Origin of the sequence: Dissulfurimicrobium hydrothermale (genome assembly GCF_022026155.1) — a bacterium.
Classification (GTDB): Bacteria; Desulfobacterota; Dissulfuribacteria; order Dissulfuribacterales; family Sh68; genus Dissulfurimicrobium; species Dissulfurimicrobium hydrothermale.
The window spans coordinates 1,509,366-1,530,383 of the sequence record NZ_CP085041.1 but is presented as its reverse complement, the minus strand read 5'-3'; the positions used below and the strand labels follow the sequence as shown (position 1 = coordinate 1,530,383).

General features: G+C 49.2%; 17 protein-coding genes. 14 read left to right on the top strand and 3 right to left on the bottom strand.

Going from position 1 to position 21,018, the window contains the following annotated elements; genetic code table 11:
- Positions 1–10 precede the first annotated feature (10 nt).
- The 9 genes from LGS26_RS07345 (at position 11) to dfsP (ending at position 7,831) form a co-directional block, all read left to right on the top strand.
- On the top strand, positions 11–292 hold the full coding sequence (locus tag LGS26_RS07345) for an HPr family phosphocarrier protein (RefSeq protein WP_237888238.1): 282 nt from the start codon (positions 11–13) through the stop codon (positions 290–292).
- Positions 293–294: 2 nt separating this feature from the next.
- Positions 295–2,097, top strand: coding sequence for a phosphoenolpyruvate--protein phosphotransferase (ptsP, locus tag LGS26_RS07340; RefSeq protein WP_237888237.1), 1,803 nt, complete (start codon positions 295–297; stop codon positions 2,095–2,097).
- 35 nt (positions 2,098–2,132) lie between these two features.
- On the top strand, positions 2,133–3,272 hold the full coding sequence (gene hemW, locus LGS26_RS07335) for a radical SAM family heme chaperone HemW (protein WP_237888236.1): 1,140 nt from the start codon (positions 2,133–2,135) through the stop codon (positions 3,270–3,272).
- A gap of 106 nt (positions 3,273–3,378) precedes the next feature.
- On the top strand, positions 3,379–4,065 hold the full coding sequence (locus LGS26_RS07330) for a lipid-binding SYLF domain-containing protein (RefSeq protein ID WP_237888235.1): 687 nt from the start codon (positions 3,379–3,381) through the stop codon (positions 4,063–4,065).
- A gap of 27 nt (positions 4,066–4,092) precedes the next feature.
- The gene (locus LGS26_RS07325; RefSeq protein WP_237888234.1) at positions 4,093–4,737 is read left to right on the top strand and encodes a RibD family protein; all 645 of its coding nucleotides are present in this window, start codon (positions 4,093–4,095) and stop codon (positions 4,735–4,737) included.
- Positions 4,738–4,742: 5 nt separating this feature from the next.
- Positions 4,743–5,522 carry a hypothetical protein gene (locus LGS26_RS07320; RefSeq protein WP_237888233.1) on the top strand — a complete coding sequence of 260 codons (780 nt, stop codon included), beginning with the start codon at positions 4,743–4,745 and terminating at the stop codon, positions 5,520–5,522.
- Positions 5,519–6,337, top strand: a complete 819-nt coding sequence (locus LGS26_RS07315; protein ID WP_237888232.1) for a glycosyltransferase family 2 protein — start codon at positions 5,519–5,521, stop codon at positions 6,335–6,337. Before LGS26_RS07320 ends, LGS26_RS07315 begins: the two co-directional genes overlap by 4 nt.
- Complete coding sequence (locus LGS26_RS07310) at positions 6,277–7,221, top strand: GTP cyclohydrolase, FolE2/MptA family (protein WP_237888231.1); 945 nt, start codon at positions 6,277–6,279, stop codon at positions 7,219–7,221. The genes LGS26_RS07315 and LGS26_RS07310 overlap by 61 nt, the downstream gene beginning before the upstream one ends.
- Positions 7,211–7,831 carry a DUF166 family (seleno)protein DfsP gene (dfsP, locus tag LGS26_RS07305; protein ID WP_237888230.1) on the top strand — a complete coding sequence of 207 codons (621 nt, stop codon included), beginning with the start codon at positions 7,211–7,213 and terminating at the stop codon, positions 7,829–7,831. Before LGS26_RS07310 ends, dfsP begins: the two co-directional genes overlap by 11 nt.
- On the opposite strand, the gene murJ is transcribed toward dfsP, so the two are convergent.
- Both murJ and cysS read right to left on the bottom strand, forming a co-directional pair.
- On the bottom strand, positions 7,802–9,403 hold the full coding sequence (murJ, locus tag LGS26_RS07300; protein ID WP_237888229.1) for a murein biosynthesis integral membrane protein MurJ: 1,602 nt from the start codon (positions 9,401–9,403) through the stop codon (positions 7,802–7,804). The two genes, dfsP and murJ, sit on opposite strands and share 30 nt — an antisense overlap.
- Positions 9,385–11,757: a cysteine--tRNA ligase gene (gene cysS, locus LGS26_RS07295; protein WP_407932009.1), complete on the bottom strand. Its 2,373-nt coding sequence runs from the start codon at positions 11,755–11,757 to the stop codon at positions 9,385–9,387. The genes murJ and cysS overlap by 19 nt, the downstream gene beginning before the upstream one ends.
- Positions 11,758–11,838: 81 nt before the next feature.
- Here cysS and LGS26_RS07290 point away from each other — a divergent pair, with 81 nt between their 5' ends.
- Complete coding sequence (locus tag LGS26_RS07290; RefSeq protein ID WP_237888227.1) at positions 11,839–13,392, top strand: glycogen synthase; 1,554 nt, start codon at positions 11,839–11,841, stop codon at positions 13,390–13,392.
- Positions 13,393–13,432: 40 nt separating this feature from the next.
- On the opposite strand, the gene LGS26_RS07285 is transcribed toward LGS26_RS07290, so the two are convergent.
- A complete protein-coding gene (locus LGS26_RS07285; protein ID WP_237888226.1) occupies positions 13,433–14,002 on the bottom strand; it encodes a TIGR04211 family SH3 domain-containing protein in 570 nt (189 codons plus the stop codon).
- 281 nt (positions 14,003–14,283) lie between these two features.
- Here LGS26_RS07285 and LGS26_RS07280 point away from each other — a divergent pair, with 281 nt between their 5' ends.
- The 4 genes from LGS26_RS07280 (at position 14,284) to LGS26_RS07265 (ending at position 21,018) form a co-directional block, all read left to right on the top strand.
- A complete protein-coding gene (locus LGS26_RS07280; protein ID WP_237888225.1) occupies positions 14,284–17,670 on the top strand; it encodes a polysaccharide deacetylase family protein in 3,387 nt (1,128 codons plus the stop codon).
- 12 nt (positions 17,671–17,682) lie between these two features.
- On the top strand, positions 17,683–18,816 hold the full coding sequence (locus LGS26_RS07275; protein WP_237888224.1) for a glycoside hydrolase family 26 protein: 1,134 nt from the start codon (positions 17,683–17,685) through the stop codon (positions 18,814–18,816).
- A gap of 121 nt (positions 18,817–18,937) precedes the next feature.
- Entirely contained in the window at positions 18,938–20,461 is a 1,524-nt protein-coding gene (gene trpE / locus LGS26_RS07270; RefSeq protein ID WP_237888223.1) for an anthranilate synthase component I, read from the top strand.
- Entirely contained in the window at positions 20,455–21,018 is a 564-nt protein-coding gene (locus tag LGS26_RS07265; RefSeq protein ID WP_237888222.1) for an anthranilate synthase component II, read from the top strand. Before trpE ends, LGS26_RS07265 begins: the two co-directional genes overlap by 7 nt.

Here is a 21,018-nt window from a genome sequence, read left to right as displayed (position 1 = left end):
TAAAAAGGTCATGTCTCATAACTCCCTTGAGGTGGAAGTAATCATTTTAAACCGACTCGGCCTTCACGCCAGACCAGCGTCACGCTTCGCCAGCCTGGCTAGTGAATTCGAATCCGATGTGCGGCTGATAAAAGACGACGCTGTTGTGGACGGCAAGAGCATCCTTGAGGTGCTGACGCTTGCTTGTCCTATGGGCAGTCGTCTCAAGGTCAGGGCGAGCGGTCCTGATGCATCAGCCGCTGTCTTGGCGCTCAAGGCACTGATCGAAAGTGGTTTCGGTGAAAGGGATTGACCATGACCGCCGCCAGACAAAATAATCACAGAGAAATTGTCTTCAACGGCGTCGGTGCCTCTCCAGGCATCGCGATAGGCCGTGCTTTCTTTCTGGACAAATATAAATTCAAGATACCACAGACAGTGCTGTCAGGGCATGAGATTGGGCCCGAGATCCGTCGTTTCAAAAAGGCTGTTTCAGACGCAGAAAATCACATAAACATGCTGATGGCCGGATTGCCTGATGAATTGAGTAGTCACAGTGAGATATTTAAGTCGCACCTCTTGATGCTCAAAGATCGAATGATATATAATCAGACACTCAAACTTATCGCCGAGAGAAAGATCAATGCCGAGTGGGCGCTCAGCCTGGCTGTCGAGCATGCAAGAGGGCTTTTCAGCAAGATAACGGACCAGTATATCAGAGAACGGGTCAAGGACCTTGACTATGTCGTAGAAAGGATATTTGGCCTATTATCTGGGCATGCCGCAGGAGACTTGAGTAAGGTCAGGGAACCGGTCATTATCGTGGCCCATGACCTATCGCCTGCTGATACGGTACAGATTGACCCATCCAAGATACTTGCTTTTGTGACTGACATAGGGAGCCGCACCTCTCATACTGCCATCCTTGCGAGGTCTCTCGGGATCCCAGCCGTAGTCGGTCTTGAAAATATCACATCTGAGGTATTTTCGGGGGAGGTGCTGGTTGTTGACGGCTTGACCGGCGAGGTGGTCATAGCACCAGAAGACGATACCCTTGCACTTTACAAGAAAAAACAGACCTGCTACATCAGATACCGTCAGGATATCATCTATAATAGCCACCTGCCGGCCGTGACCAGAGACGGCTTTGCGGTAAAGGTGAAGGCCAATATAGAGCTGGCCGATGAGATCCCGTCCGCGAGATTTCACGGCGCTGATGGGATAGGGCTGTTGCGTACCGAATATCTTTATTTGACACGCAAAGAACTCCCGGGCGAGGAGGAATTGTTCACTGCATACAGGGACATAATAACCGCCATGGCACCCAACCCTGTTACCATACGCACCCTTGATATAGGCGGTGACAAGCTCGCGGCGCCGGTCTCATTCGGAGAGGAATTGAACCCGGCCCTCGGATTGAGGGCCATTCGTCTTTGCCTAAAGGCCCCAGATCTGTTCGATGTCCAACTGAGAGCGATTTTGAGGGCCAGCGTCTATGGACGGGTGAAGATGCTCTTCCCTCTCATCTCAGGAAGGCAGGAGCTCTTTGAGATAAGAAGGCATCTCGATGAAATCAGAGAGAAATTCAGGGGCCTTGGCATCCCGTTTGATGAGCATATGATGATCGGCATCATGATCGAGGTGCCAACGGCGGTCATGATAGCGGATATACTTGCAAAAGAGGTGGATTTTTTCAGCATCGGCACGAACGATCTCATACAGTATTCCTTGGCCATAGATAGGGCAAACGAACATGTGGCGCATATGTATGAACCGCTTCACCCTGGCATCCTGAGGATGATACATTATACGGTAGAGGCGGCCCACAAGGCCGGTATAGAGGTGGCCATGTGCGGGGAGATGGCCGGTGAACCGATGTATATCCCTATTCTTGTCGGGATCGGGCTTGATGAGCTGAGCATGAACGCCATCGCCATACCAAGGGTGAAGCGTCTCATTTGTTTGTGCGATAAGGATGAGTGCTCAGTCCTTGTAAAACGGCTTCTTGAGATGCCTGGGCCTCAGGATGTCATGGCAGCCCTTTCGGCCTTCTTTCATGAAAGGTTTCCTGAGGAGCGCTGGCTCGATCCAGGTCTGTGTCAAGACATAAATGCATGAGTTGAAGACCTTTTATTATCCTGTTTATTTATGATATGGCTGCTTTGTATATCCATATCCCTTTCTGTGCCCGAAAGTGCCCGTATTGTGATTTTGTCTCCAGGCCGTTTCCCGAGGAGATTAAGCGGCGTTATCTCAATGCCCTGCTGAAGGAACTGGATCTCTATGCCGTCCGGGATGATATTCGTGCCCTCACATTCGATACCATGTATATCGGGGGTGGGACTCCTTCCACAATTCAGGCTGACGGTCTTGCCAGGGTCGTCAAGGCGGCCTTTGAAGGTCTTTCATGGTCTTTGTCCTCTGGCGTAGAGGTCACTGTAGAGGCTAATCCTGGGTCTGTCAGCGCTAAATGGCTGGAAACTGTAAGGGCGGCCGGTGTAAATCGCCTGAGCCTCGGCGTACAATCTCTATCAGAGAAAGGACTTTTGGCCCTGGGGAGGAGTCATACTGTTTTAGATGCTATAAATGCCTTTAAAATGGCCAGAGCTGTAGATTTTCAGGTTATAAGCATGGACCTGATCTATGGCTGGCCGGGCGATAATCCAGTCCTGTGGCAGAGGACGCTTGAAAAAGCGGCGGTGCTTGGGCCGGAACATATTTCCTGTTATGAACTCGCTGTTGAAGACGGAACCGATTTCAAGGCCTGGGTTGAGCAGGGTAGGGTGGTGTTGCCTGACGAAGATACCATTTTGCTCTTAACAGATATGACTGAAGGATTTTTGTCTGAAGTCGGCTACAAACACTACGAGATATCGAATTTTGCGCGCCCAGGCCTTGAATGTAGGCATAATCTTACCTATTGGCAAAATAAGACCTACTTGGGGCTTGGTTGTGCAGCTGTTTCATATCTCCCTCCGACGCGGTATAAAAACGAGGCGGATGTCCTTTGTTACATGGAAGCTGTCTTCTCTGGAAAGATACCAATTAGGTCAAGGGAGGTCCTAGATGAAGACGCAAGGTTTCGTGAGTCCGTCGTTATGGGTCTGAGGCTTGTGGACGGTATCCATTTCAAAGACCTTCAGACGGAATGGAGACGCGACGTCCTTGGCTATTACGGAGACGAGATCGATCGACTTACTGAAAACGGGCTCATTTATCATGATTCGGAAAGGCTCTTTCTTACAAGACGTGGCAGACGCCTCGCCAATCTGGTTCTGAGCAGACTGGTTTAGGTTTTATCTTTTTATATGCAGATTCGTGCTAGAGATTGCAATTTCTCAGGCTTTTTGTTAAAAATTTTTAATAGCTATTATCAAATTTAAACAAAAGGACCCTATTATGAAACGCTACGCCAGCTACTTACCTTTGATTTTTTCTTTTGTATATGCCTTGTATCCAGTGGCGGCATCGGCAGGACAAGGCGTCTATCAGCGGGTTGATAGCGCCTTCAGGGTCCTTTACGAGTTGAACGCTACGCCCGAAAAAGGTATACCACATGATCTTCTGTCAAGCTGTGCTGGCATAGCCATTTTCCCAGGTGTCATAAAAGGCGGTTTTATTCTGGGCGCAAATTACGGCGAGGGCATCCTGGTTGTTAGAGATCAAAAGACTAACAAATGGAAAGGGCCTACATTTCTTACCATGGGTGGTGGGAGTTTTGGTTGGCAGATAGGCCTTGAGTCGGTCGACTTTGTCATGGTTATTATGAACGAAAGGGGGGTAAGGGCCTTTTTGAGCAACAATGCGACGCTGGGTGTTGATCTCTCAGTGGCGGCAGGACCTGTAGGGAGGAAGCTCGAGGCTGCAACAGACGCTTCACTTAAGGCCGAGGTCTATTCATATTCAAGGGCGAGGGGATTCTTTGCAGGGGTATCCTTACAAGGGGTATATATTTACAATGACTATGACGCAAACCAGGCCTTTTATCTGCATCCTTATCTGCCAAGCGAGATATTATATGGAGATATCCCAAAGGTGCCAGAGGAGGCCCAAAGGCTTTTGACATATCTGGAGAGATTTCATTAAAAGACTGCCGTAAGACAAAGAGATGGCATGAAGGTAACAATCATATGTGCGTCCACTGCCTGCGGCAGGATAGGGCCGATCGTCTCGGGCAGCCCGCTCGACAGAGAATATCTTGAGAAAATGCGCCTTGAGACGGATGCAAGCCTGATTGGTGCAAACACGCTGCGTTTGGGCGACCCAGAGATGCTTGGTCCAGGCGGGGTGACGTTGAGGAATCGTATACGTGCCATCATAACGGGTTCAGGGCGAATACCTGTTTACGGAAAGCGACTCTTTCTAGAGGGTCGCGGGCGTAGACCTATTATATTCACAGGGCTGGAAATAGCTCCAGATCTCAGGCTGTCGGTCGGGAGAAAGGCCACAGTTGTCGGTATAAATAAAGGCCCTTTTGGGCTTTCAATTGCCGACGCCGTCTCTGCCCTGGCAAGGCTCGGGGTTGAGGGTGTTTTGATTGAGGGCGGGGCCGGACTTAATTACAGTGCGCTTTATGAAGGCATAGTGGATGAACTTCATTTGACTATAACGCCCAAACTTTCCGGTGAAAAAGGGGCGCCAAGTCTTGCCGACGGCCCGTTGCCTTTGGGAAGACCTTTCTTGGATATGAAACTCTTTGAGTCCAGGGTTGAGGAAAGTGGCGAGGTCTTTTTGCGATATAAGATAAAAAAGAGGTGACGATTATGACTTGGATGCCTGTTCCTGAGTGTCAGGATGTCGCTATTCTATATTCAGGCGGCACCGATTCCCTTTCTCTCTATGCGCTTGCCTTTTCGGGTAGGCATCCGCTTATACCGAGACCAAGACGCATCCATCTTTTGCATATGTTGAACGGCATGGGGCGGTTTCCGGCCTTTCCCAAAAACCGCATGAGAGTGGCCAAGCGGATACTTGCAGCCCAGGCGCCAGAGCCGGACAAGGTCCCGAAGACGTCATATGTAGAGCTTGATATGGGGAGACTCTTTCAGGGTCTGTGGCTTGACGTCTATGAAGACCTGATGCCTAAATACGGCGGAAAGAACCTCGTCTGTGTAGCCTGTAAACTTGCCATGCACGCCAGGGGTATAATCTATTGCGTTGAGCATCTGGCGCCTACCATGCTTGCCGGTTATACGAAAAAACAGGGTTATTATCCTGAACAGACCTATGTCTTCATGGAAAAAACAGCGCATCTTTCAAAGAGATTCGGCATAAGAACGGCCTTTCCACTTTATGAAGACCTGGATATCGAATCGGTCGGCAGGCACCTTCTTGAGGACCTCGGTCTTCCATCAACAGGTGGGGGTGAACGCAAGTGCCTATTTTGCCAGACAAAGACCAGTGCCACAGAAAAGGAGATAGGCGCATATCTCGATGATATGTTCCCTATGGTTTCATCTTATATTGAATATAGGCTTGAGGGTCGCATAAAAGATGCGGCCATGTGTTTTCCTCCTGGACGGGATGTAAGCGAAAAGAAATGAAGATTAGCTGTATTATACCTGTAAGAGATAGGAAAGATTTGGTCTTAAGGGCCATAGAAAGTGTAGTTTGCCAAACCAAGGCCGTTTCTGAGGTGATAGTCGTTGATGATGGCTCAATTGATGGAACACCTTCCGCCGTAAAAAAACGATTTCCACAGGTCAAGGTCATAAAAACAGGTGGCATTGGTCCAGGTCTTGCCAGGAATATGGGGGTAGCGGCTGCAGCCGGCGGACTTTTGATGTTTCTCGATTCCGACGACCAGTGGCTCCCGAATCATGTCTCGGCGTTAATGTCGGCTATAGCCAAGGGACTCAATGTGGCGTACGGCATCACTAAAAATATCGACATGATTTCAAGACCGGAAAGGGAATTTTTTATCCCTGAACGTGGGCGCGCCATAGAAGGGGATGTCTTTAGGGAGCTCGTGAGGTGGTGTTTCCTGGTGCCATCGTCGGTTTGTGTGACCAGAGAGGCGTTTGAAAAGGCTGGCGGTTTTGAAGGCGGTGTACTCGGTGAGGACTGGGTATTTTTTTTAAGGCTGTCGGTCCTATTTCCTTTTGGTTTTGTGTCCGAGATCATAACCATTAGGACGTTGCACAGCGGGTGTCTTTGTAATACCAATGGGGTGGCGGACAATATCCTGAATCTCATAGGCAAGATCGAAAAGACAGTGATGGCGTCTGGTCTGGCAGGACAAGAAGAGATCTTACGGCTCAAGGGCATGCATGAGTTTGCAGCCAAGGAGGCTTGGAAATGGAAGAGCGTACAGGACTGGTATGTGGGCATGAAGGCGCAAGGGTTAATAGAGCCTTGACGATCCCAGTCGAAGAACATTCGAGGGTCCTGGCAAATGCCCACGATGTCCCAGAGGAGGCCCCTTCGTTCAGGATAGGGCTTACATCTGTTGGTATCTCAGGCAAAACACTCTGGGTACGTCTTCCCTTCGGGCAATTACCCTTTGATGCAAATATCGGGGTAAGCCTTCCGGCTGATTCGCGCGGCATACACATGTCAAGGATGGAAGAGGCGGTCTCGTCCCTCTGCGGCAGGCCGTTTAATGATCTCTGTTTCTATGCAAGGGCACTTGCAGAGCTGGTAATCAAGCGACAGAGAGGTGGGATTGCATACGTAAACCTTAAAGGGAAGGTCCCAGTCCGGCGCATCGCCTCGGTAAGTAACAGGATATCCACTGATGCACTCGATATAGAGGCAAGGGTCGAGGTGACAAGACTTGAAACAGAACTGGATTTCAAGGAGACGATAGGTCTTTCTGTTTCGCATATAACCGCATGTCCATGCACCCAGGTATATAACGAGGAGTTGTTTAGCGCGAAGGGCAACTCATTCCCGCTCATAACCCATTCACAGCGTTCCTTTACGCGCCTTTTTATTGAGAGATACGGCGAAGATCCATCCTACGAAGACCTTCTTAAGTGTCTTGAGGCCGCGCTTCATGTCACCCAAGACCTCTTAAAGAGGTCCGATGAGGCCGAGATGGTGATGAGGGCGCATCTTGCCCCACAGTTTGCAGAAGATGCAGTGCGGCAAACGGCCAGGGAGGTGGGTATACACTTTGGGACGGCAATGCCTGCCAGGACAGAGGTTATGATAGAGTCAAGGAGTCTCGAGAGCATTCATATCCACGATGTCTGCTGTACCCTTAAGACAACGCTTGGGGATATAATTCATGCCCTTTAGGATCGTGGTTTTTGAACAACATGGTTCAGGGTGGTTGAAAACCGCCGGGATAAGTGAATTCGGCCGGGATATAATCGTAGAAAAGGTTTTTGATCTGCCTGCAAACCTCCCGTCGGTAATAGACGAGCCCGAGGAATTCATAACTGAAGACTTCGACGGGGACCTGGTGCTCGATTTTCTCAAACACCCCGATCTTTCTGAACATCTGGTAAGGCTCTGCAACAAAAAGGGCATACCGGTGATTGCATCCGGGCAGCACATTCAGGGCGCCATAGCGCCTTTTACATGTTGCGGCCTTGGAAGACTGTATGCGGCAGGGGCGTACGGCGAGCAGTTCGGTATCCCCGAATATGATGTTGAAATGAGAGATGGGCGCATTGAAGGCATTAAGGTCAGACGCGGCGCACCGTGCGGTGCAACTTGGAAGGTCACCTCAAGGTTGATAGGCATGACCAGCAAGGAAGCCATAAGCGCCGTCGGCAGAGAGGTCCAATACCTCTGCTGCGCAAATCCATCGGCCTTTGATCCCGTCTCAGGCAAGAGCCCCCTTCACTTTGCAGGCGAGGTTCACATAATTGCGTTAAAAAAAGGAATCGCGGCCTGCACATAGCCGTCTTCGTATGGCGGCCGATACCTCTCTGAATTCCGGCAGTCTCAAAACAAAGAGCATAACCGCATATATTGCCGTCCCTGCAGCTACATATCCGGTTATCTGAAAGGTGAGTATAATAGGGTTATTTGAGGGCCTGTAGTAGGATTCCATGAATAAAAGCAATACTCCCATGACGGCCCCTGCAAGGCATATCCTGCCAAGGCCTGAGAAGAGCCTTCCTACAGGATAATGCCCCATCTTTTTGTATAATATCATGGCGAGGAGGATAAAATTCAAGGTTACAGTGATCGAGGTGGAGAGTGCTATCGCCTTGTGGGCAAGTCGGTCGATGGTCATGGATATCGTTACGATATTCAACAGGACTGTTGTAAAACTCACTATCACAGGCCAGCGTGTGTCGTTTAATGCATAGAATACCGGAACTACTATCTTTACCGCCGAATATGCAATGAGTCCTATGGCATAGTATCTGAGCGCTTCGGCGGTCATGATTGTGTCAAAGGCGGTAAATCGCCCGTGTTCAAAGATAAGCCTTATAATTGGTCCTGCCAGTATCCAGAGTCCTATGGCCGCCGGTACCGTCAGGGCAAAGGCCATTATAAGTGAAGATACAAGCGTGTGCCCAAGGGCATCGATGTCCCTCAGTGCGGCAAGCCTCGAGACCGCGGGCAGGGTTACAATAGAAAATGCCACTCCGAAGAGGCCTATCGGAAACTGCATGAGTCTGAATGCGTAGCTCAACCATGCAACACTACCCTCCGCGCACCTGGATGCGAAGTTTGTGTTCACGAAGATATTTATCTGCACAGCCGAAAGCCCGACTATGGCCGGGATGATGAGACGGGCTATACGTCTAAGTCCGGGGTCTTTGAGGTCTATCAACGGCCTTATACTCAAATTTTCCCGCAAAAACAGTGGGATTTGAATTACCAATTGGGCGAGACCACCAGCAAGTGTCCCTATTGCCATGCCAAATATGGCAGGTATCCCCCATTTTGGGAGGAGGTATGCAAAAATAACACCGACGGCGATGGAGCCAAGATTAAAGAAACTGGACGAGAGGGCAGGTATGAAAAAGTGGCGTCTGGTATTTAAAATGCCCATAAACAAGGCGGCTATGGATACAAGGAGCAGGAACGGAAACATGATTACCGCAAGATGGGTGGTCAGTTCAAGCTTTCCAGGGATCAGAACGAAATCCGGGGCAAGCAGGCGCACAAGTTCGCCTGAGAATGCCATCCCGATAAACATAATCACCGATACGACGACGACGAGACAGGTGAATACATTGTTTACGAGACGGGCCGCATCTTCTCTCGAGCGCCTTGTCTCATATTCCGTAAAGACCGTCACAAAGGCCGAACTCAACGCCCCTTCGGCGAATAGGTCTCGAAGCAGGTTGGGTATTCTGAATGCGACCACAAATGCATCTGTGGCCATACCAGCCCCAAACAACCATGCGATAACCTGCTCCCTTACGAGTCCGAGGAGCCTTGACAAGAACACCGCGATGGTCACTGGACCGGCGGAGCGGACAAGAGAGGCCGCGCTTACTCCTTTTTCAGCCATCTTACACCATCGCATGTATCCATGACTTCTACGCCCATCTTCAAGAGCTCATCCCTCAATCTGTCCGCCTCGGCCCAATTCTTGTTTTTTCTGGCCGCCTCGCGAAGACCGATAAGGGAACGGATATTTTCGAGCCGCTGGTCTTCTTGTCCGGAAAGGTCAAGGCATGCCATGACATCATCCAATTTCTTGAGGGCGTTAAAAATAGTGGTTGCATCAGGACCTGTAAGTCCATGGTTCTTTTGATAGTAATTTACCTTGCGGATCATACGGGCAAGCGCACCGATGGCCCCTGAGACATTGAGATCGTCGTTTAACGCAGTGCTCCAGCCATTTTCCATCTCCTTGACCGTTTCTTTTATATAATCAGCGGTATTCTCAATATTAGTCGATGGATCGATCAATGTCTTTATACCTGCTGTAAACCTGTCTATGCGTCTCAATGCCTGGACCGCTTCACGCACCGCTTTAAATGAAAAAATAAGGGGTTTGCGATAGTTTGTCTTCAAGAGAAAGAACCTTATCTGTCTGCCTGAAAATCCCTTCTTCTTCAGGTCTCTCAGGGTTATTATGTTTTTGAGGCTTCGGGACATCTTCTTTCCATCCGCATGGACAAGTTCGCTGTGAATCCAGTATTTGGCGAGTGGCTTGCCTGTCAATGCAGAGGCCATGGCTATCTCGTTTTCGTGATGTGGAAACACGAGATCGCAACCACTCGTATGTATGTCGAAATATTCTCCAAGGTACTTCATAGACATGGCCACGCATTCGATGTGCCAGCTAGGGCGTACCTGCCCCCAGCTTGTCTCAAACCCTATCCCCTTTTTCAATTCTTCAAGGGTTACCCTTTTGAAGAGGGTGAAGTCCACCGGACTGTCCTTGTCGTAGTTGTCGAGATCGACGGTCTTGCCCACATGGATCTTTGATATGTCTATACGCGACAGACGGCCGTAGGACGGCAGTTTTGATATGTCGAAATAGACGGAGCCGTGTTTTACATAGGCATATCCGGCATCCAGCAGGCGCCTTGCAATATCTATCATCTCGGGTATGTGGGCGCTTGCCTTCGGGTAAAAGGAAGCTGGAAGGATATTCAGCTCCGAGACGTCTTCTAGAAAGGCCTGGAAATAGCGATCAGTAAGGTCATCAAGCCCCATGTTGTCTTTGAGGGCGGCCTTTATAGTCTTGTCGTCTATGTCTGTAATGTTTACCACATGGGTCACATCATAGCCTTGCATCAGGAGTAGTCTTTTTAAAAGATCCGCAACAACCATCCGTCTGCATAGGCCGAGATGCGCATATTCGTAGACAGTGGGTCCGCAGGAGTATATACCGACCTTTCCTGCAAGCAGCGGTTCGAATCTTTCTTTTTCCCTAGTGAGCGTGTTGGTGAGTTTTATGACTGGCCCTCCTTGCTCTTCGCCTTTGTTCTTGCGCCGTGGCAGAAATAGATTGGTACTCAGATATCTCTCGCCGCCATCAGGAAATATCACTACGATCACGCCTTCCTTCATGCTTGATGCCTGAGAGAAGGCCGCAGCCATTGCAGCGCCTGAGCTCATGCCTACAAAGAGCCCTTCTTCACTCGCAAGCCTGCGTGCAAATTCAAAGGCCTCTTCGTCATGGATGTTTACTATCGTATCGGGCAGGGTCTTGTCGAATATCCCAGGCCTGTATGATTCTTTCATGTTTTTGAGACCTTGGATCTTGTGCCCGAGATAGGGCTCCACCCCTATGATGCGTACATTTGGACCCAATTCCCTTATGCGCTTCGTGATCCCCATGAGGGTGCCGGTGGTGCCCATTGTAGCGATGATCATGTTGACCTTTCCATTCGTGTCGCGCCATATCTCAGGCGCAGTGCCTTCATAATGGGCAAGCCAATTGTCGGGATTGTTAAACTGGTCTGTACAGAAATAGCGGTCAGGCTCATCCCTAATGAGCTTATAGATCGCCTCTATAGCCCCGTCGGTGCTTAATTTGGCTGGGGTCAGGAGTATTTCGGCCCCGTATGCCTGCATGATCTTGCGTCGCTCTATGCTTGCTCCTTCACTCATGGCAATTAGGCAACGGTAGCCCTTGACGGCACAGACCATTGCAAGGCCTATGCCAGTGTTTCCACTGCTTGCTTCAATCACGATTTTGTCCTTGGTTAGCTCGCCCCTTTTTTCAGCTCGGCTGACCATTGAGAGGGCTATGCGGTCCTTGATGGAGCCTCCTGGATTAAAGGATTCCATCTTGGCGAGGATTGTCACATTTTTGTTAGGGTTCAGTCTTTTGATTGGTATAAGCGGGGTATTGCCTATCGCCTCGAGGATATTGTTTAATACTGGTCTGCCGTACAAGATTTTCACCCGTTTTTTAAATTTAGTAAGTTATAGTATCATCGGTCGGTTCTTGACAAGATGTAAGATATGAGATTCAGGAGGAGTGTTATGAATATCTGGATGGTTGCAAGGGAATACAGTGGCGTCGCAGGCGCCGGCGGGATAAAAGACGTGGTGCGCGAGCTATCGGAGGCCTTGGTAAGGGCGGGGCACGATGTAACAGCGGTTGTCCCTTGTTACGGTTTTATTGAGCCGGGTAAGATTGGATTTGAGTCGTTCGGTCCTGAGCTTGAAATAGATATGAATTATGCTCATGAAGAAAGGCGCGAGAGGATTGGCTTTTTTAAGGGGGAGATAAACGGCGTTGACATAATACTTGTCGAGTCTGGGCGTTTCCATGAAAAACTTGGTGTTTATACCTATACAGAAGAAGAAGAAAGGCGGGATCCGTCTCACAAGATGGGCGAGGGGCATTATGATTACTTTGCTATGAACGTGCTGCATCAGAAAGCGGTCCTTGCACTAGCCATCTCCATGGGTCTTAGACCGGATGTATTCCACTGTCATGACGGCCATGCAGCCTTGACGCCGGTGCTGATGAAGGAGATCGAGGGATTTAGGCACTATTTTCGCAGCTCGAGAGCGCTTGTCACTATTCACAACGCAGGGATCGGTTATCATCAAGATGTAGCTGATCTACCGTTCGCAAAGGCCAATACAGGTCTACCTTGGCGGGTAATCTATTCCTCCCTGTTGAACGGAAGCTTCGATCCCTTTTTGGCCGGGGCGGCATGCGGGGTCATAAACACGGTAAGTGAGAATTATGCAAGAGAGCTCAGAGAGACGGAGCTGGACGCCATGACAGGCTGGTTGGGGCATGCCCTTATGGACAGGGGGATTAGGCTTGTAGGGATCACGAACGGTATAAACCCTGATGATTTTGATCCTTCACGGCCTGAAAGGCTCGGTCTCCCAGCCGCATTTAATCCTGCACAGGGCGAACTACGTGGAAAGATTGAATGTAAAAGGTTCTTATGCGAACTTATACAAAAAAGAGAGCTTGACGGCCTGAAATTATACGGCGGGCTGAAATATCGTCCTGATCAGCCATTGGTTACGGCAATAAGCAGATTTTCTGAACAAAAAGGGATTGATGTCCTCGCCGATGCCATCGACGCCCTATTCGGTGAAGACAATGCCTTTCAGTCTGTCATTCTGGGTGATGGGAAAAAAGAAATTGTAACGCAACTTGTCAGGATTGCGGAGCGTCCCGATCTTAAGGGGCGCATGGCGTTGCTGACAGGTTACAGCCAGAGACTGGCTAATTTGATATATGCGGCAGGTGATTTCTTTGTGATACCTTCACGTTATGAACCATGCGGTCTTACAGATTTTATGGCCCAACTTATGGGCAATATCCCTGTAGTCAGGGCTACAGGAGGTCTTGTAAAAGTGAGGGATGGATTCAATGGCTTCTCTTATATCGAGCACAGCCCGGCGGTTCTAAAAGAGGCCATAAAAAGGGCGCTTGACGTTTTCAGGAATTCACGGGAGTTTAAGAGGCGCATAATCATAAACGCCGTTGCGGATATTCGGGAAAACCATACATGGGATAGGGTGATGGAGAGATATCTAAGGCTCTATTCCGGCCAAAAGGAATAGAAGACGGGCGTTGTTGCCCGATTTGACATTGAGTAGTTGCCTAGATAAGCGATGGTCTTTTTCTCTTCATGCGGCCAAAGACAAAACCTGTCAACATTCCGATCAGGAATATGCCACCACCTGCCATAAACCACCTGATACCGTTATTGTCTCTTGGATTTTCGTTTTTGTTTTGAATGGAAGTCAATTGCGTCTGCAGCCCTTCCAGTTCCTTTTTCATGGTATCGAGCGTCTTGTTTAGGGCCGCTGTCTGCATCTCCTCCACCGGCCTCTTTTCCAACTCTTTTTTAAGGCGTGTATTCTCCTGTTCCATATCAGAAAGATTCTGTTTCAGCCTTTGAAGTTCTTTTGAGGCCTTGTCGAGGTTCTGTTTGAGTTCGGAGCACTGCATATTGGCCTGCGGCTTGACCTGGGCGTTCTGGTTGGCTGGTGTTGCTTCTATGGTGTTTTGCGATTGAAGCGGTTCATTTGCAGTGTCGGGTCCGCTTAATTCTGCATATACAACCTGTATGGAGAGAAGAAACGGGATAAATTGAAAGAGAATGGATGCTAGAAGAAATAATGCGGCACCGAGGACGCTATTTCTTGTCTCTCTGATTATTACGACCATTTCAATACCCCCCATTTTGATTGGATTCCGCGGACTCCAAGGGTCAGGCCGATCTTATGGTCATTTAATTTGTACAATAAGTCTTTATAGAAGTAAAGGGCGCCTGTATCAATATGGCGCCAGCCGATATCTTTATAAAAGTCTCTATGAAATAAAAGAGAATCATGTATTATATCGGTCGAAATGCAATGTGGTCTGTGAAGTCGAAGAATTAAATCAATATATCAATTTTATTCAAATTTAAAAATACCCCAAAAACAGACCGGATTAATCGGTGATATATGCCTGATATCCATACAGATTCCTTTGTTTTTTTGGATGCCCGCGGCAAGCGCTGGCCAAGGCTTAGATTGATTATGTTTTTGGCCGGCGTAATCTTTTTCGTCTGGTCGATTTTGTTTGTACAGGCCTTGTTTATCCCTTCCCAATTAAGGCTGCCCTCCGCGGTTCAGCAACTAAAAGAACGCCTGCGCGTGTTTCGGAACAAGGAAAATAGGCTCAGCCAAAATATTACAAGGCCGCTATGGCTCATGTTCGCCAAAGGCAAGGGCGGGATAGGCGGCTTTTTGTCAATGGAGCTCCAAAATGGGGCGTCGTTGCCCTTTAAAAATAAAAACGAATCCAGCGCTGCAGCTTCAAAAAAGATATGCCTCGGTTTTTATGAGAGCTGGGACCCGAATAGCTTTGATTCACTAAAGAGGCACGCCGGTGAACTTACCCATCTTTGTCCTGATTGGATGGTTATTAAGGATGGCCTTGGCAGACTAGAGGTCTCAGTGGAGCAAAAGGTCCTTGATCTGGCAAGGGATCGCAAGATTGTCCTTATGCCGCTTTTGAGCAATCTCTCAGGCGACGCTTGGTCTCCAGAGGCCGTGGAGGGGCTCATCAACGGACCGGTTTCAAGACAGGATCAATTTGTAGCAAGGCTAAAGTCTCAATTAAAAGAGATGGGCGCCGGCGGTGTGGTCATCGACTTCGAACAGGTCGATCCTTCATATAAGACCGCCATGACTGCGTTTCTTGTCAGGGTCGCCTCGTCCCTTCATGACGACGATATGGAGTTGTGGCTATGCGTACCAATGGGGATGGATTTGGCCGTATTTGATCTGGACGCCCTTGCCCAGGAGATAGACCGGTTTGTCGCCATGCTTTACGACGAGAATTCTGAACACGATATGCCCGGCCCGATTGCATCATGGGAGTGGTTCAACGGCTGGCTCGATACCTTAGTCGATGAATATGGGGAGCCGTCCCAGTGGGTGATTGCACTCGGCGCCTATGGTTACGACTGGGCTGACGGTGATGGTACGGCTGAATCGATAGGTTTCGCAGACGCCATGAGCATGGCCGGCCGTTCCGGACTTGATTCTTGTGAATTCGGGGCACCGTACTATAATCCACATTTTGCATATGAAGACGCAGGGGTTGCCCACACCGTTTGGTTCTTGGATGCCGTAACCTTTTTGAACCAACTTAATGTCTCGAGATCCCATGGGGCAGGCGGAGTTGCTGTATACAGGCTGGGCACAGAAGACCCCGGCATATGGGATGCCCTGCATATAGCGACGAAGGTTGCACCTGAACAGCTCGGTCAACTTGAGACCATAAAACAGGCCGATATGATAGCAAACCTCGGTAGGGGAAACTTCATCACTATAGATGACGTGCGTTCGGATGGAAGGCGTCGGGTTTATCTGGACAAAAGTGGTTTTGTGATTGAACGTTATGAAAAGTTTCCAAATTATCTTACAGTGGTTCATCAGGGCAATGGTTGTAAAGAATGTGTTTCTATGACATTTGACGACGGACCTGACCCTGAATGGACTCCAAAGATACTTGATATCTTGAAGGCAAAGGGTGTAAAGGCCACTTTCTTCATGATCGGTTCAAATATGGAGAGATATCCTGATATAGTAAAAAGGGTATTGGAAGAAGGACATACCGTCGGCATACATACCTATACCCACCCAAACATAGCAAAGGTATCGAGCGAGCGGGCCTATCTTGAATTCAATGCAACCCAGCGTCTGTTTGAGGTCTTGACGGGTCACTCAACAGTGCTTTTTAGACCTCCTTACAATGCTGATACAAATCCACACGACCCTGGCGAGCTCGTGCCGGTCAAGCTTGCGCAGAAGCTGGGATATATTACGGTTACAGAGGACATCGACACGGAAGACTGGTCGCGACCGGGTGTAAAAAAAATGATCGAGGCCGTAAAAAGGGGTAGGATTTCAGGCGGAAACATCATTCTGCTCCATGATGCGGGCGGAGATCGCAGCCAAACCGTCAAGGCGCTGCCGGAGATCATCGATTATCTTTCTGCAAGGGGGGATAAGATCGTATCTCTTGCGGAGATGCTCGGCGTCTCCCAGGATCAATTGATGCCCACTGTACCCGCCGATCAGCAGCCTATGACAATGATGTTAAGCGGAGGCAGTTTCAGATTGATCCATGTCGTTGAGAATTTTTTCTGGGCCTTTATGATAGCGACGACTGTCTTGATCATACTAAGGACATTTATTGTGGCGTTTTTCGCTGTTAAAAACCGTAGACGTGATCACAAGGTGACGGATCTTCTTGATTTTTGTCCGGCCGTAACAGTCTTGATAGCTGCATATAACGAAGAAAAGGTAATAGGACAGACCTTAAATGCCGTTTTGAACGCCGACTATCCAGGTGGAATCGAGGTTGTCGTGGTAGACGATGGTTCAAGCGATAGGACATTTGAGATAGCGGCCAGGATGTCGCAAAGAGACGGGCGTATACGGCTTATATGCCAGCCAAATCTGGGCAAGGCTGCGGCCTTGAGGACCGGGCTTGACACAGCCTCAAACGAGATCATCATTATGCTTGACGCCGATACACAGCTTGAGCAGGGTGCCATTCGGCACCTTGTTGCGCCTTTGCGAAAGAATGATGTAGGTGCGGTTTCCGGACATGCCAGGGTAGGGAATCCATATACACTCATCGCAAAGATGCAATCACTGGAATATTCATGCGGATTCAATCTAGATAGGCGTGCTTATCATGAACTCAATTGCATCACTGTAGTCCCGGGGGCCGTAAGTTCATTTAGAAAAACTGCAATCGCTAAGGCTGGCGGTATAAGCACCGACACCCTGGCGGAGGATACGGATCTGACCTTGAGCCTCCATAAGAGTGGTTTCAAGATATGCTACGCCCCTTCGGCCTTGGCCTGGACAGAGGTCCCCTTGACGATCGGCGCCTTTGCCAAACAACGATTCCGCTGGGCCTTTGGCACGCTGCAATGTCTATGGAAACACAGAGATATGTTGTTTGATCCGCGGTATAAGGCGCTAGGGTTTTTCAGTCTACCAAGCATCTGGTTTTTTAATATCTTGTTGATCGCTGTCGGGCCGGTTGTGGATGCCATCTTGTTCTTTTCATTGATATTCGGCCATGCAAACGGCATCCTCTATTTCTATTTCCTGGCCTTTTTATTGGTGGATATCGCCCTGGCTGCGGTTGCCTGTCTTATAGAAAGGGAAGATCTTGGGCAGATCTGGCTTGTGCTGCCGATGAGATTCATCTATAGACCTGTTTTGAGTTTTGCAATATTAAAGGCCATTTCTAGGGCCATAAAGGGCGTTTGGGTGAATTGGGGCAAACTGGAACGCACAGCTTCGGTTTCCTGCAGGATCTAACAAAGTAATTTTATGATGACGAAATCTGCCATGGACATGAAAAAGATGACTATATTTTTTTTGATTCCATCTATTTTTCTCTTTTTCATGGTCGGTTGCAGACACGCCAATAATGACATAAAGGTCAAAAAAAATGGCCCGCAGGTGCTAATTATGCCTGAAAAAGGGGCTTATACCGGTGCATATGTCGATTTCGGCGATGGGGAATCTCATGTCACCTTTGATGCTTTGGAAGATTTTGAAAAGATGATCGGCAGGCACCTTGCTGTGGTGGCCTTTGGGAATTTTTGGGGGGAGCAGACATTCCCTCAAAGACAACTAGAGATCATATCGCGATATGGTGCAATCCCCCTTGTTTTTTGGTCGCCGTGGGACAGGCCGTATCAAGAAAGCCGTGGACCAGATCGATTTAATTTGCGCAGCATTCTTAAAGGCAGGTGGGACGGCTATATCGACAAGTGGGCGGATGCGGCGCGGCGATATGGTAAACCCATTCTTGTCTCATGGGGCCTGGAGATGAATGGCACGTGGTTTCCATGGTCAGGTTACTTCTATGGTGGGGGTAAGGTCGTAAGGCGTAAGGGCTCGGTTGTCCTATATCAAGGACCCGAATTATACAAAAAGGCATATAGGTATGTGGTCGACAGGGTAAGGGCCAGGGGTGCAGACAACATCCTATGGGGGTTTCATGTAAATCATTACGGTCTCCCGCAGGCTGCATGGAATAGGATTGCAAATTACTACCCGGGTCCGGAATATGTAGACTGGCTGGGCCTGAGCGTCTATGGAAAGATGTTTAAGTGGCAGGACTGGGCCTCTTTTTACGATGTGATGGATAATGCCTACAAAGAGATCTGTGGGCTTGATCCGATCAAGCCCGTCATCGTTGCAGAATGGGGGGTGGGTGAATTCCCGCCGGCTGACAAGGCAGGTTTTGTAAAAGAGGCCTTAAGCGGGTTTGAGACCAGGTATACGAGGGTCAAGGCGGCGATCTATTGGCATGAACGCTGGCAAAATGAAGACGGGAGCTTCAGCAATCTCCATGTGAATTCGTCACCAGAGGCGCTTGAGGCGTATAGGGAAGGGATCGCCTCTCCATACTGGATAGACAGGCCGAAATTTCGCTGCAAGGATAGCGAGCGTTGATATCGCGTCTCTGGGCAGACAGGCCTCTTAAAGGGCGTGGGCAACAAAACCCTTGACATAAGGCCTGTGGCATCCCACAATTAAAATTTGATTTTTAATCAAATTTTAAGGAAACCAGTTGATGCCACGGCCTGATTACGAAGAATTTAAAAGACTTTGCAATGGCTCGAACCTTGTTCCGTTGTGGTGCGATATCCTGGTAGATATGGATACGCCAGTTTCCCTTTTTACAAAGCTCCTACATGGTACCCATGCCTTTTTGCTTGAAAGCCTTGAGGGTGGAGAAAAATGGGGGCGTTATAGTTTCATAGGTCTGAGGCCGCTCTTCACCTTCGGGTGTCAGGGAAATGAGGTCTTTATAGAAGAAGGCGGTAGGCGCAGCCGTTTTGAGCCGATATGCTCCTCTGAAGGCCTTGTAGATCCCATCAGCGCGTTTAGACGTATAATGGCCGATTTTAAGGTGGCTGAGACCCCAGGGCTTCCTCGTTTTTATGGCGGTGCAGTCGGTTATCTGGGTTATGATATGGTGCGTTTCATGGAACGTCTGCCCAGCCGTCTGCAGGACGCCATGGGTTTCCATGACGCGTTCTTTATGATACCGGAGTTGCTCTTGGTCTTCGATAATCTCAGACATACGCTCAAGATAATCTGCAACATAAGACCGAGCTGCTTTGGCAGTCTTCGTGCTGCCTATAGTCATGCCTGCTCCTCCATTGAAGGCGTTGTGAATGACATTCAAAAAGGCGTTTATTATCCCGCCTCCATATCTTCCAAAAGAACAACAGGTGCGCTCCTAACGCCTGAAGTGTCCAGGGAGCGTTTTGTTGATATGGTTGGTAGGGTAAAGGCCTACATCGAGGCCGGAGACGTAATTCAAGTGGTATTGTCTCAGAGATTTTCCGGAAAGAATATCATACCCACCTTTAATCTCTACCGAGCCTTAAGGCGCATCAATCCCTCGCCTTACCTTTATTACATACGTTTTGGAGACGAGACCTTAATAGGCTCGTCGCCTGAAATATTGGTGCGGCTTACCGGCAACGAGATAGAGCTGAGACCGATCGCCGGTACAAGACCTAGGGGTAGGGACGATGAGGAAGACAGACGGCTTGAGGCAGAGTTGTTGGCTAGCGATAAAGAGAGGGCGGAACATCTCATGTTGGTAGATTTGGGCAGAAACGACGTCGGGAGGGTAGCCAAGATGGGCAGTGTAAGGGTGGACGACCTTATGACCGTGGAACGCTATTCACATGTAATGCATATTGTAAGTGGGGTACGAGGGGAATTGGCGCCGGGCAGAGACATGTTCGACGTCCTAAAGGCCTGTTTTCCCGCCGGAACAGTCACGGGTGCACCAAAAATCAGGGCTATGGAGATCATTGAGGAGCTTGAACACGCCAGACGAGGCCCATATGCAGGGGCGGTGGGATATTTCGGCTTTTCTGGCAATATGGATATGGCCATCACCATCAGGACGCTTTGTCAGAAGGGTGAAATGCTCTATCTACAGGCCGGTGCAGGGATTGTGGCCGACTCCGATCCCGACAAGGAGTGGGAGGAGACCATCAACAAGGGCAAGGCGCTCATGAAGGCCATAGATATGGCGGCAAGGCCCTTTGCGATGACCGAGGAAGAAGGATGCTGATAGTTATAGATAATTATGATTCCTTTACCTACAATTTGGTCCAGGCGCTGGGTACGCTCGGCGTTTCTTTGAGGGTCTTTAGAAATGACGAGATCACTCTAGATGGACTTGAAAGACTTGGGCCCGATCGCCTTCTCATATCGCCAGGTCCTTGCACACCTAAGGAGGCTGGTATCTCCATGGAAGCCATCAGGCGTTTCGCTGGCCGTATCCCCATTCTTGGTGTATGCCTGGGGCACCAGGCCATCGGAGCGGCCTTTGGGGGTGAAGTGGTAAGGGCTTTCAGACTTATGCATGGCAAGACCTCCATGATCTATCATGACGACAGGGGTATTTTTAAAGGCCTTCCAAATCCATTTGAAGCGATGCGTTATCACTCCCTTGTGGTGGATGAGGCCACATTACCAGCCTGTCTCGAGATATCCGCCAGGTCTGAGCTGAGTGAACTGATGGGTTTGAGGCACAAGGAGTTTATTATTGAAGGTGTTCAGTTTCATCCCGAATCCATAATGACGACTGAAGGCGTAAGGCTTCTTGAAAATTTCCTGGAGATGTGA

Excerpts from the sequence above, each read along its gene's own strand:
- LGS26_RS07345 (WP_237888238.1), top strand. The coding sequence starts at position 11 with ATGTCTCATAACTCCCTTGAGGTGGAAGTAATCATTTTAAACCGACTC.
- ptsP (WP_237888237.1), top strand. The coding sequence starts at position 295 with ATGACCGCCGCCAGACAAAATAATCACAGAGAAATTGTCTTCAACGGC.
- hemW (WP_237888236.1), top strand. The coding sequence starts at position 2,133 with ATGGCTGCTTTGTATATCCATATCCCTTTCTGTGCCCGAAAGTGCCCG.
- LGS26_RS07330 (WP_237888235.1), top strand. The coding sequence starts at position 3,379 with ATGAAACGCTACGCCAGCTACTTACCTTTGATTTTTTCTTTTGTATAT.
- LGS26_RS07325 (WP_237888234.1), top strand. The coding sequence starts at position 4,093 with ATGAAGGTAACAATCATATGTGCGTCCACTGCCTGCGGCAGGATAGGG.
- LGS26_RS07320 (WP_237888233.1), top strand. The coding sequence starts at position 4,743 with ATGACTTGGATGCCTGTTCCTGAGTGTCAGGATGTCGCTATTCTATAT.
- LGS26_RS07315 (WP_237888232.1), top strand. The coding sequence starts at position 5,519 with ATGAAGATTAGCTGTATTATACCTGTAAGAGATAGGAAAGATTTGGTC.
- LGS26_RS07310 (WP_237888231.1), top strand. The coding sequence starts at position 6,277 with ATGGAAGAGCGTACAGGACTGGTATGTGGGCATGAAGGCGCAAGGGTT.
- dfsP (WP_237888230.1), top strand. The coding sequence starts at position 7,211 with ATGCCCTTTAGGATCGTGGTTTTTGAACAACATGGTTCAGGGTGGTTG.
- murJ (WP_237888229.1), bottom strand. The coding sequence starts at position 9,403 with ATGGCTGAAAAAGGAGTAAGCGCGGCCTCTCTTGTCCGCTCCGCCGGT.
- LGS26_RS07290 (WP_237888227.1), top strand. The coding sequence starts at position 11,839 with ATGAATATCTGGATGGTTGCAAGGGAATACAGTGGCGTCGCAGGCGCC.
- LGS26_RS07285 (WP_237888226.1), bottom strand. The coding sequence starts at position 14,002 with ATGGTCGTAATAATCAGAGAGACAAGAAATAGCGTCCTCGGTGCCGCA.
- LGS26_RS07280 (WP_237888225.1), top strand. The coding sequence starts at position 14,284 with ATGCCTGATATCCATACAGATTCCTTTGTTTTTTTGGATGCCCGCGGC.
- LGS26_RS07275 (WP_237888224.1), top strand. The coding sequence starts at position 17,683 with ATGATGACGAAATCTGCCATGGACATGAAAAAGATGACTATATTTTTT.
- trpE (WP_237888223.1), top strand. The coding sequence starts at position 18,938 with ATGCCACGGCCTGATTACGAAGAATTTAAAAGACTTTGCAATGGCTCG.
- LGS26_RS07265 (WP_237888222.1), top strand. The coding sequence starts at position 20,455 with ATGCTGATAGTTATAGATAATTATGATTCCTTTACCTACAATTTGGTC.